This window comes from Mycolicibacterium austroafricanum (assembly GCF_000612725.1).
GTDB lineage: Bacteria > Actinomycetota > Actinomycetes > Mycobacteriales > Mycobacteriaceae > Mycobacterium > Mycobacterium austroafricanum.
Genome location: NZ_HG964456.1, coordinates 107,808 through 120,673 on the forward strand (window position 1 = coordinate 107,808; position 12,866 = coordinate 120,673).

Here is a 12,866-nt window from a genome sequence, read left to right on the forward strand (position 1 = left end):
CGAATCCGTCGACATCGCCGTCCCGGTAGAACCGCTGCGCGAAGAACTGCAGCCAGTTTTTTGTCGGGGGCGCGGTGTAGCGTCGGGTTTATGTTCGAAAGTTTGTTCGATGTCGGTGTGGGGGCGTCGGAGGCCGAGTTGCGGGCGGCGGTGGAGCGGTGCGAGCGGCTGAAATCTCAGGCCGCGGCCGCCCAAGCGCGCGCGACCGCGCTGTGGGCGGCCAAACGGCGTGCCGCCGAGCAGGCTCGTGGGGTGCCTGCGGCCAAGCGTGGCAAGGGGTTGGCGTCGGAGGTGGCGTTGGCCCGCCACGACGCGCCGGTGCTGGGCAACCGGCACCTGGGATTCGCCAAGGCCCTGGTGGAGGAGATGCCGCACACCCTGGCCGCGCTGGAGAGTGGGGCGCTGTCGGAGTGGCGGGCCACCCTGATCGTGCGCGAGTCGGCGTGTCTTTCGGTGGAGCACCGCCGGGCACTCGATGAAGAGCTGTGTGGGGATGTGTCGCGGTTGGCGGGGTGGGGCAACAAGCGGGTGGAGGCTGAGGCCAAGACGATCGCGGCCCGCCTGGACGCGGCCGCGGTGGTCGACCATACGGAGAAGGCGGCCGCTGATTGTGCGGTGACGTGCCGGCCGGCGCCGAACAACATGGTCTATGTCACGCTGCGGCTGCCGCTGACCCGCGGGGTCGGGATCTACGCCGCCTGTAAACGGGCCGCCGACACCACCTTCGACGGGCGCCCGCGCGGGCAGGTGATGACCGACACCGTCTATGAACGGGTCACCGGGCGGGCGGCGGACACGCCGGTGCCGGTGGCGTTGAACCTGGTGATGGCCGACACCACGCTGGCCGGCGATGATGACGAACTGGGCTGGCTCGACGGCTACGGCCCGGTCCCGGCCGGGTTCTGCCGGGCGTTGATCGGGGACGCGGTCGCCGACGCCGACGCCGACGCCGAGGCCGAGGCTGATGCTGATGCTGATGCTGAGGTCAAGGCCACGCTGCGGCGGCTGTACCGGCACCCAACGAGTGGGCAGTTGGTGGCGATGGAGTCGCGGGCGCGGATTTTCCCGAAAGGGCTGGGCATGTTGTTGCAGCGTCGGGATCGCACCTGCCGCACCCCGTACTGCGATGCGCCGATCCGTCACCATGATCACGCCACCCCCGACCGGGCGGGCGGGCCGACCAGCGCGCTCAACGGCCTGGGTGAGTGCGAGGCCTGCAACTACGCCAAGGAAGCCCCGGGCTGGACGGTCACCACCGGCGACGTCGACGGCGCACACACCGCCGACTTCGAAACCCCCACCGGCGCGGTCTACCGCTCCACGGCACCACCCCTGCCCGGACCACCCGTGCGGCGCAGACTCAGCCTGCTCGAAGGCCGACTCAGCATCGACCTCGTCACCTTCGACGCCGCCTGAGGAACCGCCGTCGTCGACGCGCGCCTAGGTGCCGAGCGGGATCTCGGCGAGTTGGGTGAGCCGCACGCTGTTGCCCGACGGGTCCCGGAATCCGCAGTCGATGCCGTAGGGCATCTCGTGGGGCTCCTCGGTGAACTCGACGCCGCGCGCCTTCATCTCCTCGTAGCTGGCCCGGCAGTCATCGGTGGTCAGGAAGATGGTGCCTGCGAAGCCTTTCGCGGTGAGGTCGAGTACCTGTTTCTTGGTGGCGTCGTCCATGACGGGCTCGCCGGGGACGGCCATCAGCACGATCGACACATCGTCCTGGCCGGGCGGCCCGACCGTCAGCCACCGGAAGATGCCGTCGACATCGGGCAGTGAAACATCTTGGCGCACTTCCAGACCGACCTTCTCGGTCCAGAACTTCAACGCGGCTTCCTGGTCGTGAACCCAGAGGTGGGCACTGGCGATTCTGATCATGACCGCGACGCTACGGCCCCGTCGATCAGCCCGTCTTCTCCCCGTGTGCTGTCTTGTCGACGCGGGTGTCGGCCTTCGGACGGGTGTCGCGTTTGAGGATGCAGCTCGGAATCCGCGCGTGGACGGCCGCGGGCGGCATCGACGCCCGGTATGCCGCCGGCGGCATACCGTAGGTGCGCGCGAAGCTGGTGGTGAACGACCCGACGCTCTGCAGTCCGACCATCACGCAGATGTCGGCCACCGACCGGTCGGTGTGGCGCAACAGCGACGCGGCGCGCTCCAGCCGGCGGGTCTGTAGGTACGCGCGCGGGGACTCGCCGAACGTCTTGCTGAACATCCGGCTGAAATGGGCGCGGGACAGGCCAGCGGCGGCCGCCAGATCGTCGACGGTGATCGGCTCGGAATAGCGCGCGTCGACCAGGTCCTTGGCCCGCATCAGATAGCGGGCGGGAGGAAGCATGCCCACAGTATGGCGCGGGGCTGAGCTCGGCGTTCGTTTACGGAATCGACGCCCGAACCATTACGTTGTTAGGGCGGATGAGCTGGCTGGGCGGCCGCGGCACCCCACAGTGTCGAGGAAAGTCCGGACTTCACAGAGCAGGGTGATTGCTAACGGCAATCCGAGGTGACTCGCGGGAAAGTGCCACAGAAAACAGACCGCCTCCACTGCGCCCCAAGCCTTCGGGCCCAAGGACGCTCCGGAGGTAAGGGTGAAAAGGTGCGGTAAGAGCGCACCAGCATCCCGGGTGACCGGGGTGGCTTGGTAAACCCCACCCGAAGCAAGGCCAAGAAGGTCGCAACCTGGTTGCGGCCGCGCAGGCGTTCGAGGGTTGCTCGCCCGAGCCTGCGGGTAGGCCGCTCGAGGCACCCGGCGACGGTGTGTCCAGATGGATGGTCGCCGCCTCGCTGCCAGAGATGGCCGTGAGGAACAGAATCCGGCTTACAGGCCGGCTCATCCGCCCTAACGCCGGCCCACCGACTTGTCGAGCTGCCGGAGCGCATCCTCGATCTGCTCCTCGCAGCGCACAGCGAGGTCGTCCTCCTGCTGGTACAGCAGCCCGTAGGTGAAGGTGTCCTCGCCGGCGGCATGGGCCGCCTGGGCCTGCCGGCTCAGATGTGTCCGGCTGACCACGCTGTCCTGGTGATCACCCAACAGCGACTGGATCACCTTCGCCCGCTCGGCCACCTTGTTCTCGCCGATGGCCGCGGCGGTATAGCGGAGCTGCTTGGCGCGCTTGCGGATCCGGTGCAGCGCCTCGTCGGATTCGGTCCCGGCGTCTGCCGCCGCGGCGCGGGCGGCCTTGGCAGCCTTCCGGACCCGCTTGTACGCGGAGTCGATGGTCAGCTCCGCCGGTGTCTCACCCTGGCCGGACGCGACAGGCTCGGTGGCGATCAGCTCCTCGAGCGCGTCGAGCAACCGGAAGTAGCGCTGCGAACGCATCGCGGTCAGCGACCGCTTCCATCCCGTCTGATACCGCTTCTCGGCGCCGTCGACAAGCCGTTCCCGCACCGGTCCCCGGACGTTCGCCTCGGGCAGTTGGTCGATGGCGCGTTGATAGCGTTCGGCCAGCACCTCGGCGTCGCGGGCGACACCTAGCACGGCGGCCAACTCGCGCAGCTCGTCGAGAACCCACTCGTGGTCGGCGATGTCGAATGAGCCCTCAGACGACTGAAGCAGGCTGCGGATCTTGCGGGTGGTCACCCGCATCTGGTGCACCGAGTCCCAAGCATCCGCTCTTACCGCGCGATCCCACTCGATCAGCTCTTCGAGGTGGACAGCCACCGCGCGGCGCGCCGGATCGGTCGACGCCGCGACCGCCTCGGTGGTCTCTTCCACTGGCGCGCTGGACTCGAGGACGCGGGCCAGTTTCGAGCCGTGTCCGGCAGGCCGGGCCCCCGCATCCAGCAGCCGGTTGGTGAGCCGGTCGAACACCTCGGAGTCGGCGCCGGGGCGCAACTCGAGTTCCCACTCCCGCCAGTTCTGCTCGTCGCCACCGACAGCGCTCGCGGTCACCTGGTCATCACAGAACTCGGCGACCGCTGACCCGTCCGGCCCGTAGAGCACGTCGACGTTCCTGAGTGTGCTGATGCGCGCGACCGGGGCCAGCGGCCGGTCCCGCACGATCGCCAGCACGATGTCACGCAGGCTCTCCGGCACGGTCGGGTGCGCTGCGTCGCCGTCGTCGGACAGGGGTGCGTGCACCTCGGTGCGGCTGTCCGCGCCCGCAGGCAGCTTCAGATGCCACCCGGCATCGGTCCCGCCGGTGCGGCGTCGCAACGTGATGCGATGTCGGGCCAGGTCACGCCCGGGTGTGTCGAAGTACACGGCATCGAGCGATTGTGACGGTGACCGCTCGACACGCCCGACCGCCGAAAGCCCGTCGAAAGAGGGGGAGACGGTCGACTCCACCACCTCGAATTTGCGCTCGGTCTCCGTGTGCCTGGAGGTTTCGGGCGAATTGGCCGCCATGGTCACCCTGTCTCTGCCGTGGTTGCGGGGACCATAGCGTGCCACACCGAGGTGAACCTGCCGGCACAGCCCGGTGACCGGATCTGCGACCGGAAATCGGCGCGCCTGCACCCGGATGCACACATTTGGGGTGTGCGTCTCTTAGAATTGTCTTATGAGTCCAATTTTGCGGCTCGACGACTATCTCGACCGCGAAGGCAACATAGCTATTCCGGCCGGCGTCACGCTGACCGGATTTCTTGACCGCAACGTCGCGGAACTCGGTGATGCGCCGGCATACCGGTATCTGGATTTCGACCGCGACTGCACCGTGGAACTGAGCTGGACACAGCTCGGAACGCGGCTACGTGCCGTCGGAGCGCGCCTACAACAGGTCACCAACCCAGGCGACCGGGTCGCCGTCCTCACCCCCCAGGGCGTCGAATACGTGGTCGGCTTTTTCGCGGCCATCCTGGCCGGCGCCATCGCCGTCCCCTTGTTCGCGCCCGAACTGCCCGGGCACGCCGACCGGCTCGACGCCGTCCTCAACGACGCCAAACCCACGGTCGTGCTGACCACGACGGCTGCCGCGCAGTCCGTGCGCGATTTCATTCGCAAGCTGCCACGAGAGCGTCGGCCCCGCATCATCGCCGTCGACGCCGTGCCCGACAGCGTCGGCGCCGATTTCGCACCCGCGCCGCTGCAGACCGACGCCATCGCCTACCTGCAGTACACCTCCGGCTCCACCCGCGCTCCCGCGGGCGTGGAGATCACCCACCGTTCGGCGTGTACCAACGTCGCCCAGATGAGCCTGTCCGTAGGCCTGCACCACGACATCCGCAGTGTCAGCTGGTTGCCGCTGTTCCACGACATGGGTCTGCTGATGATCATGTTCCCCGCGCTGGCGGGCGGACACATCACCCTGATGTCCCCGGTGGCGTTCGTGCGCCGCCCGTATCGATGGATCAAGGAGCTCGGTGCCTCCGACGCACCCACGTTCGCGGCGGCGCCGAACTTCGCCTTCGAGCTGGCCGCCCAGCGCGGTCTGCCGCCGGCGGGGGACACGCTCGATCTGAGCAACGTGGCAGGACTGATCAACGGATCCGAACCGGTCAGCATCGCCTCGATCGAGAAGTTCAACACCGCGTTCGCGCCGTACGGCCTGTCCCCGAGCGCGGTCAAGCCGTCCTACGGAATGGCCGAGGCGACGTTGTTCGTCTCGACCTCCGGACCGGACGCCCGTCCCGAGGCGACCTACCTGGACCGCGACCGGCTCACCAGCGGGATTGCCGTGCGGGTCGACGCCGACCACCCCAACGCGGTGCCCCAGGTGTCGTGCGGCACGGTCTCGCGCAGCCAGTGGGCAGTGATCGTCGACCCGGGCACCGAGACCGAGCAGCCGGACGGCCGGGTGGGGGAGATCTGGCTGCACGGCGACAACATCGGTCGCGGCTACTGGGGTCGCCCGAAAGAAACGGAGCTGACGTTCCAGAACAAGCTCCAGGCCCGGCTGCCCGCCGGCAGCCACGCCTCGAACTGCCCCGAGAACGCGTTGTGGCTGCGTACCGGGGACCTCGGGGTGTACCTCGACGGGCAGCTGTACATCACCGGCCGGATCAAGGACCTCGTGATCGTCGACGGACGTAACCACTACCCGCAGGACATCGAGGCCACCGCCGGCGAGGCCTCGACGTCGGTGCGGTCCGGGTTCGTCGCTGCGTTCTCGGTACCCGGTGACGGGCGGGAAGAGGCCGTCATCGTCGCCGAACGCGCACCGGGTGCAGGCCGTGCCGAAGCCGCCCCGATCCAGGAGTCGATCCGCGCGGCGGTGTCGCGGCGCCACGCGCTGCCCGTCAAAGACGTCAAACTCGTTGCCGCGGGCGTCATTCCCCGTACGACCAGTGGAAAACTGGCGCGCCAGGCGTGCCGGGCCGCCTACTTGAACGGCGAACTGTAACCGCTACAGTCCGTGGGTGACCGAATACCAGACCATCACCTTCGAGCAGGCCGGGGTCGTCGCCCGCATCACGCTGAACCGACCCGATGCCGCAAACGGCATGAACGGCACCATGACTCGGGAACTGGCCGACGCGGCGGCCCGCTGCGACACCGCCGCGACCAAGGTCGTCGTCATCACCGGAGCCGGGCGGTTCTTCTGCGCCGGCGGGGACCTCAAGGATTTCGCTTCGGCGCCCAGCAGGGGCCGCCACGTCAAGGGTGTAGCCGACGATCTGCACCGCGCCATCTCGACGTTCGCGCGGATGGACGCCGTGGTGATCACCGCGGTCAACGGCACCGCCGCCGGCGCCGGTTTCTCGTTGGCGGTCAGCGGTGATCTGGTGCTCGCCGCCGAATCGGCCTCCTTCACCATGGCGTACACGCGCGTCGGGCTGAGCCCCGACGGCAGCGCGTCCTACCACCTGCCCCGGCTCATCGGCATCGCCAAGACCAAGCAGCTGATGCTGACCAACCGCACCCTGTCCGCGCAGGAGGCGTTGCAGTGGGGGCTCGTCGGCGAAATCGTCGCCGACGATCGGCTGCAGGCGCGGGCCGACGAACTCGCCGAACAGATGGCCGAGACGTCCGCCGGATCCAACGGCGGAGTCAAGGCGTTGTTGTCGGACACCTTCGCCAACGGTCTGGAACAGCAGATGGAGCTGGAGGGCCGCTTGATCGCCGCGCGTGCGGAATCCGCCGACGGCCGAGAGGGTGTCGACGCGTTCCTGGCCAAGCGCAGGCCGAAGTTCGGGGCCCAGTCAGCGGGCTGACGATTGGGTCCAGTCAGCGGGCTGACGATTGGGTCCAGTCAGCGGGCTGACGATTGGGTCCAGTCAGCGGGCTGACGATTGGGTCCAGTCAGCGGGCTGACGATTGGATCTGGGTCAGCGGGCTGACGATTGGGCCGGATCAGCGGGCTGACGATTGGATCTGAGTCAGTAGGAGTGCTCGTCGGCCGGGAAGGCGCCGGTGGCGACCTCCCTGGCGTAGTCGGAGGCGGCGCGGCGCAGCTCGTCTCCGACGGCGCCGAACCGCTTGACGAACTTCGCGGTCTTGCCGTTGGTCATCCCGGCCATGTCCTGCCAGACGAGCACCTGCGCGTCGCAGCTGGGGCCGGCGCCGATACCGACGGTGGGGATGGTCAGCTTGCCGGTGATCTGGGTGGCCAGCTCGGCGGGCACCATCTCCATCACCACCGCGAACGCGCCGGCCTCCTGCACGGCGATCGCGTCGTGGATGGTCTGCTCGGCGGCGTCGCCGCGACCCTGGACCCGGAACCCACCGAGGCCGTTGACGCTCTGCGGGGTGAAACCGATGTGTGCCATCACCGGGATGCCTGCGGCGCTTACGGCGGCGATCTGGTCGGCCACCCGCTCACCCCCTTCGAGCTTCACCGCGTGCGCGCCGGTCTCCTTGAGCATCCGGGTCGCGGTGGCCAGCGCCTGCTGCGGGCCCGCCTCGTAGCTTCCGAACGGCAGATCGGCCACGACCAGGGCGTGCGGCGCTCCACGCACGACCCCGCGCACCAGCGGGATGAGTTCGTCGAGTGTCACCGGAACGGTGGTGTCGTATCCGTACACCACGTTCGCTGCAGAGTCACCGACCAGCAGCACCGGGATCTCCGCCTCGTCGAAGACCGCCGCCGTGGAGTAGTCATAGGCGGTCAGCATGGCCCACTTGTGGCCCTCGGCCTTCCACTTGTGCAGATGGTGCGTGCGGACTTTCACACGCGGCTTGGGTGCTTCCGCGGCGGCACCGTAGACAGGCTGCTCAGACATCGTTGTCCCCCAATGGGTGAGTCGTTTGAATCCTCGAGGCCCGAATCGGGTCCCCGGGTTTCACTGACCACGCCAGTCTGCCACCGTGTCACCAGAAGTTGAACGGCGCGTTAAGTGGATTTGCTCACACCTGCGCCGCCCCGGCATACGATCGGCGGCATGCAACGGCTCAGCGGACTCGACGCCAGCTTCCTGTATCTCGAATCCGCGGCCCAGCCTCTGCATGTCTGTTCGATTCTGGAGCTCGACACCTCGACGATGCCGGGCGGCTACACGTTCGACCGGCTGCGCGACGGGCTTGCCCTGCGCATCAAGGCGATGCCCGAGTTCCGGGAGAAGATCGCCGACAGCCGCTTCAACCTCGATCATCCGGTATGGGTGGAGGACAACGACTTTGACGTCGACCGCCATCTGCACAGGATCGGGCTTCCGTCCCCGGGCGGCCGCGTCGAGTTGGCCGAGATCTGCGGGCACATCGCGTCTCTGCCGTTGGACCGAACGCGCCCGCTGTGGGAGATGTGGGTGATCGAGAACGTCGCGGGCACCGACGCGCACGCCGGTGGGCGCATTGCGGTCATGACCAAGGTGCACCACGCCGCCGTCGACGGCGTGACGGGAGCGAACCTGATGTCGAAGCTGTGCACCACCGAGCCCGACGCCCCGCCGCCGGATCCGGTGGCCGGGCCCGGCGGCGGCACGGACCTGGAGATCGCGGTCAGCGGCGCGGTGCGGTTCGCAACCAGGCCGCTGAAGCTGGTCAACGTCGTGCCCAACACGGTGTCCACGGTGATCGACACCGTAAAGCGGGCCCGCAACGGCCTGACCATGGCGCCGCCGTTCGCGGCACCGAAAACCGCGTTCAACGCCAACGTGACCGGTCACCGCAACGTCGCCTTCGCCCAGTTGGACCTTGAGGACATCAAGACGGTGAAGAATCACTTCGGCGTCAAGGTCAACGACGTGGTGATGGCGCTGGTGTCCGGCGTGCTGCGGACGTTTCTGCTGGAGCGCGGCGAGCTGCCGGAAAGCTCCCTGGTGGCGATGGTGCCCGTCTCGGTGCACGACAAGTCCGACCGGCCCGGACGTAACCAGGTGTCGGGCATGTTCTCCCGGCTGGAGACCAACATCGAAGACCCGGCTACCCGGCTCAAGGCCATCGCTGAAGCCAATTCTGTTGCCAAGCAACATAGTTCGGCGATCGCGGCAACGCTCCTGCAGGACTGGACACAGTTCGCCGCGCCCGCGGTGTTCGGTGCGGCCATGCGGGTGTACGCCAGCAGCAGGCTCAGCGGCGCCCGGCCCGTGCACAATCTGGTGATCTCCAACGTGCCCGGCCCGCAGGGGCCGCTGTACATGCTCGGCTGTGAGGTCAAGGCGATGTACCCGCTCGGTCCGATCTTCCACGGCTCCGGTCTGAACATGACGGTGATGTCGCTGTCCGGAAAACTGGACGTCGGCATCGTCTCGTGCCCCGAACTGCTACCCGATCTGTGGGACATGGCCGACACCTTCGGCGTGGCCCTGCAGGAACTGCTCGACGCCACGCGGTAGCGGACCGCCGCGACGCGCCGTGCCAGCGTGGATGCCGGTTCATGGCAGCATGTGGTGCCATGAAGCTCAAGACCGGGGTCGCACGATCCGGCCTTCTCCTCTCCCTGGCCGTGCTGCTGGTCGCCGGCTGCAGCCAGGTGGTGGCCGGACGCGCGTTGATCTCGGTCCCCCGGCCGGGCACACCCATCGAATGGGGGCCCTGTGAGGCCGGACCGTCCGACCAGGTGCGCATCCCGCCCGGCGCCGAATGCGGCATGCTCTCGGTGCCCGTCGACTGGGTCCGCGCCGACGCCCCCGACGGCGAAGTCGCCCAGATCGCGGTGCTGCGGATCAAGGCGGCCGGAGAGAAGATCGGGTCCCTGATCATCAACCCGGGCGGGCCCGGCAAGTCGGGCAAGGAATCGGCTGCCGTCATGGCCCCGACGCTGCCCGAGGAGGTGCGTCAGCGGTTCGACCTGGTGGGCTTCGATCCGCGCGGGGTGGCCGAGTCCACCCCTGCGGTGCGGTGCAACAGCGACGCCGACCACGACCGGTTGCGCGCCGACAACGTCGTCGAGTACACCCCCGAGGGCGTGGCACATCTGGAGAACCTCACCAAGGAGTTCGTGCAGCGCTGCGTCGACAAGATGGGCACCGACTTCCTCAGCAATGTCGGAACCGAAAGTGTGGTCAAGGATCTCGACGCGTTGCGGGCCGCACTCGGCGACGAGAAGCTGACGTTCCTCGGCTACTCCTACGGCACCCGCATCGGTGCGGGCTACGCCGAGGAATACCCGCAGAACGTGCGCGCGATGATTCTCGACGGCGCCATCGACCCCAACGCCGACCCGGTCGAGGCCGACGTCCGCCAGGCCGCGGCGTTCCAGCAGGCGTTCGACGACTACGCCACCGACTGCGCGATCGACGAGGACTGCCCGCTGGGCACCGACCCGGCCAAGGCGGTCGACGTGTACCGGTCGCTGGTGTGGCCGCTGGTCGACGCGTCGGCAGACACCACCGACCCGCGCGGCCTCAGCTACAACGACGCCGTCGTCGGCACCATCCTGCCGCTGTACTCGCCGGGGCTGTGGCGGCACCTGACCCAGGCGCTGACAGAGATCAAGAAGGGCCGTGGCGACACGATGCTCGCGCTGTCCGACCTGTATATGGGCAGGGACGCCCAGGGGCACTACAGCAACGACACCGATTCGCGCGTCGCGGTCAACTGCGTGGACAAGCCCGCAATCACCGACCGGGCCACCCTTGTCGAGCAGGACCGGCGGGTGCGTGAGGCCGCGCCGTTCATGGCATACGGGGAATTCACCGGATTGGCCCCGATGACGACGTGCGGGTTCTGGCCGGTGCCGCCGACGAGCGTCCCGCACGAGCTCGACGTCAGCGGGTTGCCGCCGATCCTGGTCATCTCGACGACCAACGATCCGGCCACCCCGTACCAGGCCGGCGTCGATCTGGCCCGTCAGCTCGACGGCACCCTGGTGACGTTCGAGGGCACCCAGCACACCGTTTCGTTGCAAGGTGATTCGTGTATCGACGACATCGCCGTTCGTTACCTGGTCGACGTGACCGTTCCGCCTCCGGACACCCGGTGCTGACGATCCCGGTGAGCGGCTGATAACGGCGCGGTCACCGTTGCGTCCCGGGGGGAGACGCTGCCCGGCCGCCGTGCGACGATGGCTGCCATGTTGCGTGCCGCCCGGTTGATCGCAGCGCTGGCCGTGACCGCGGCGGCGCAGTGCCCGACGGCAGCCGCAGCCCCCGTCGCGGTGGAGGAGCCGTATACCGCTGCGGCCGTGTGGAGTTCGTGTACACCCTGGATCGCGGATGTGTCCCGGATTCCCACCGCGCAGTGCGGAACCGTCGCCGTCCCCGTCGACTACGCCAAACCCGAAGGTGCCCAAGCGCAATTGGCGATCATCAAGGTGCCGGCCTCCGGACCGCGGGTCGGGGTGCTGATCGTCAACCCGGGAGGTCCGGGCGCCTCGGCCGTAAACACCGTCGCCTCGATGGGGGGCGCGCTGGCCGGCTCCGAGATCGGACGCCATTTCGACCTGGTCGGCATCGACCCGCGCGGCGTCGGGCACTCCACACCCGAACTGCGGTGCCGCACCGACGCCGAGTTCGATGCCTTCCGTGCCGAGCCGCTGGCCGACTACAGCCCCGGCGGGGTGGCCCACATCGAAGGGGTGCTTCGGGATTTCGCGGCACAGTGCCTGGACCGGATGGGCGCCGAATTCCTCGCCAGCGTCGGCACCGCGACCGCCGCGCGCGACATGGACGTGGTGCGCGACGCGCTGGGTGAGGACCGCGTCAACTATCTCGGCTTCTCCTACGGCACCCAGCTCGGCGCCGTCTACGCCGCGCGCTACCCCGACCGGGTCCGCGCGATGGTGCTCGACGGAGCCGTCGACCCCAGCCTCGATCCGATCACCGAGAGCCTCAACCAGCAGGCGGGGTTCCAAAAGGCTTTCGAGGCGTACGCCGCCGACTGCGCCGAGTCGGTGGGGTGCCCGCTGGGTACCGACCCGGCACAGTTCGTGGCGCGCTTCCACCAGCTCGTCGACCCGCTGGTGACCCGGCCGGCCGCGACGAGCGACCCGCGGGGTCTGGGCTACCAGGACGCGATCACCGGCACCGCCAGCGGCCTCTACTCGCAGCGGTACTGGCCCTACCTGACCAGCGGTCTGCTGGGGCTGCAGCGCGGCACCGATCCGGGCGACCTGCTGCTGCTCGCCGACGACTACCAGCAGCGCGACCGCAACGGGCACTACAAGAACCGGCAGGACGCGTTCAACGCCATCCGCTGTGTCGACGCCGTTTACCCCACCGACTCCGCGCCGTGGGTCGAGGCGGACCGGCGCTCACGGGAGGTTGCGCCGTTCCTGTCGTACGGGCCGTTCACCGGTTTCGCCCCGCGCGACCTGTGCGCGATGTGGCCGGTCCCGCCGACACCGGTGGTCGGGGTCGCGTCGTCGCCGGGGCCCGGCAAAGTGGTGGTGGTGTCCACCACCGGCGACCCGGCCACCCCGTACCAGGCCGGGGTGAACCTGGCGCAGCAGATGGACGCCCGGCTGATCACCTTCGAGGGCACCCAGCACACGGTGGTGTTCAACGGTGACGCGTGCGTCGACACGGCCACTGTCGAGTTCCTGGTGAACTCCACACCGCCGCCTGCAGGTTTGCGCTGCTAGCGGTGGCGTAACACAGAATTAACAGGC

10 protein-coding genes and 1 other RNA gene are annotated in these 12,866 nt (G+C 68.5%); 7 read left to right on the top strand and 4 right to left on the bottom strand.

Going from position 1 to position 12,866, the window contains the following annotated elements; all coding sequences use genetic code 11:
• The first annotated feature begins 90 nt into the window (after window positions 1-90).
• Window positions 91-1,416 carry a 13E12 repeat family protein gene (locus BN976_RS23095; protein ID WP_036374433.1) on the top strand — a complete coding sequence of 442 codons (1,326 nt, stop codon included), beginning with the start codon at window positions 91-93 and terminating at the stop codon, window positions 1,414-1,416.
• A gap of 24 nt (window positions 1,417-1,440) precedes the next feature.
• Here the strand turns inward: BN976_RS23095 and BN976_RS23100 are convergent, their stop codons facing one another.
• Window positions 1,441-1,875 (bottom strand): VOC family protein, encoded by a 435-nt coding sequence (locus BN976_RS23100; protein WP_084182369.1) that lies wholly within the window; start codon window positions 1,873-1,875, stop codon window positions 1,441-1,443.
• Window positions 1,876-1,900: 25 nt separating this feature from the next.
• The gene (locus BN976_RS23105; protein WP_109489651.1) at window positions 1,901-2,341 is read right to left on the bottom strand and encodes a helix-turn-helix transcriptional regulator; all 441 of its coding nucleotides are present in this window, start codon (window positions 2,339-2,341) and stop codon (window positions 1,901-1,903) included.
• Between the two features lie 72 nt (window positions 2,342-2,413).
• Here BN976_RS23105 and rnpB point away from each other — a divergent pair.
• An RNA gene (gene rnpB / locus BN976_RS32175) (RNase P RNA component class A) lies at window positions 2,414-2,834 on the top strand.
• 2 nt (window positions 2,835-2,836) lie between these two features.
• Here the strand turns inward: rnpB and BN976_RS23110 are convergent.
• Window positions 2,837-4,345 carry a CYTH and CHAD domain-containing protein gene (locus BN976_RS23110; protein WP_036374916.1) on the bottom strand — a complete coding sequence of 503 codons (1,509 nt, stop codon included), beginning with the start codon at window positions 4,343-4,345 and terminating at the stop codon, window positions 2,837-2,839.
• A 154-nt stretch (window positions 4,346-4,499) separates the two neighbouring features.
• Here BN976_RS23110 and BN976_RS23115 point away from each other — a divergent pair, with 154 nt between their 5' ends.
• Both BN976_RS23115 and BN976_RS23120 read left to right on the top strand, forming a co-directional pair.
• Window positions 4,500-6,281, top strand: coding sequence for a fatty acyl-AMP ligase (locus tag BN976_RS23115; protein ID WP_036374439.1), 1,782 nt, complete (start codon window positions 4,500-4,502; stop codon window positions 6,279-6,281).
• Between the two features lie 16 nt (window positions 6,282-6,297).
• Entirely contained in the window at window positions 6,298-7,092 is a 795-nt protein-coding gene (locus BN976_RS23120; RefSeq protein WP_036374442.1) for an enoyl-CoA hydratase/isomerase family protein, read from the top strand.
• 165 nt (window positions 7,093-7,257) lie between these two features.
• On the opposite strand, the gene panB is transcribed toward BN976_RS23120, so the two are convergent.
• The gene (panB, locus tag BN976_RS23125) at window positions 7,258-8,100 is read right to left on the bottom strand and encodes a 3-methyl-2-oxobutanoate hydroxymethyltransferase (RefSeq protein WP_011780795.1); all 843 of its coding nucleotides are present in this window, start codon (window positions 8,098-8,100) and stop codon (window positions 7,258-7,260) included.
• A gap of 159 nt (window positions 8,101-8,259) precedes the next feature.
• Here panB and BN976_RS23130 point away from each other — a divergent pair, with 159 nt between their 5' ends.
• The 3 genes from BN976_RS23130 (at window position 8,260) to BN976_RS23140 (ending at window position 12,839) form a co-directional block, all read left to right on the top strand.
• Window positions 8,260-9,651 carry a WS/DGAT/MGAT family O-acyltransferase gene (locus BN976_RS23130; RefSeq protein ID WP_036374445.1) on the top strand — a complete coding sequence of 464 codons (1,392 nt, stop codon included), beginning with the start codon at window positions 8,260-8,262 and terminating at the stop codon, window positions 9,649-9,651.
• Between the two features lie 59 nt (window positions 9,652-9,710).
• Window positions 9,711-11,243, top strand: coding sequence for an alpha/beta hydrolase (locus BN976_RS23135; protein WP_199558999.1), 1,533 nt, complete (start codon window positions 9,711-9,713; stop codon window positions 11,241-11,243).
• Window positions 11,244-11,321: 78 nt separating this feature from the next.
• Complete coding sequence (locus BN976_RS23140) at window positions 11,322-12,839, top strand: alpha/beta hydrolase (protein WP_011780792.1); 1,518 nt, start codon at window positions 11,322-11,324, stop codon at window positions 12,837-12,839.
• Window positions 12,840-12,866: the final 27 nt, after the last annotated feature.

Bases quoted from the DNA above. Each gene is read 5' to 3' on its own strand.
- BN976_RS23095 (WP_036374433.1), top strand. From the start codon at position 91: ATGTTCGAAAGTTTGTTCGATGTCGGTGTGGGGGCGTCGGAGGCCGAG.
- BN976_RS23100 (WP_084182369.1), bottom strand. From the start codon at position 1,875: ATGATCAGAATCGCCAGTGCCCACCTCTGGGTTCACGACCAGGAAGCC.
- BN976_RS23110 (WP_036374916.1), bottom strand. From the start codon at position 4,345: ATGGCGGCCAATTCGCCCGAAACCTCCAGGCACACGGAGACCGAGCGC.
- BN976_RS23115 (WP_036374439.1), top strand. From the start codon at position 4,500: ATGAGTCCAATTTTGCGGCTCGACGACTATCTCGACCGCGAAGGCAAC.
- panB (WP_011780795.1), bottom strand. From the start codon at position 8,100: ATGTCTGAGCAGCCTGTCTACGGTGCCGCCGCGGAAGCACCCAAGCCG.
- BN976_RS23130 (WP_036374445.1), top strand. From the start codon at position 8,260: ATGCAACGGCTCAGCGGACTCGACGCCAGCTTCCTGTATCTCGAATCC.
- BN976_RS23135 (WP_199558999.1), top strand. From the start codon at position 9,711: ATGAAGCTCAAGACCGGGGTCGCACGATCCGGCCTTCTCCTCTCCCTG.
- BN976_RS23140 (WP_011780792.1), top strand. From the start codon at position 11,322: ATGGCTGCCATGTTGCGTGCCGCCCGGTTGATCGCAGCGCTGGCCGTG.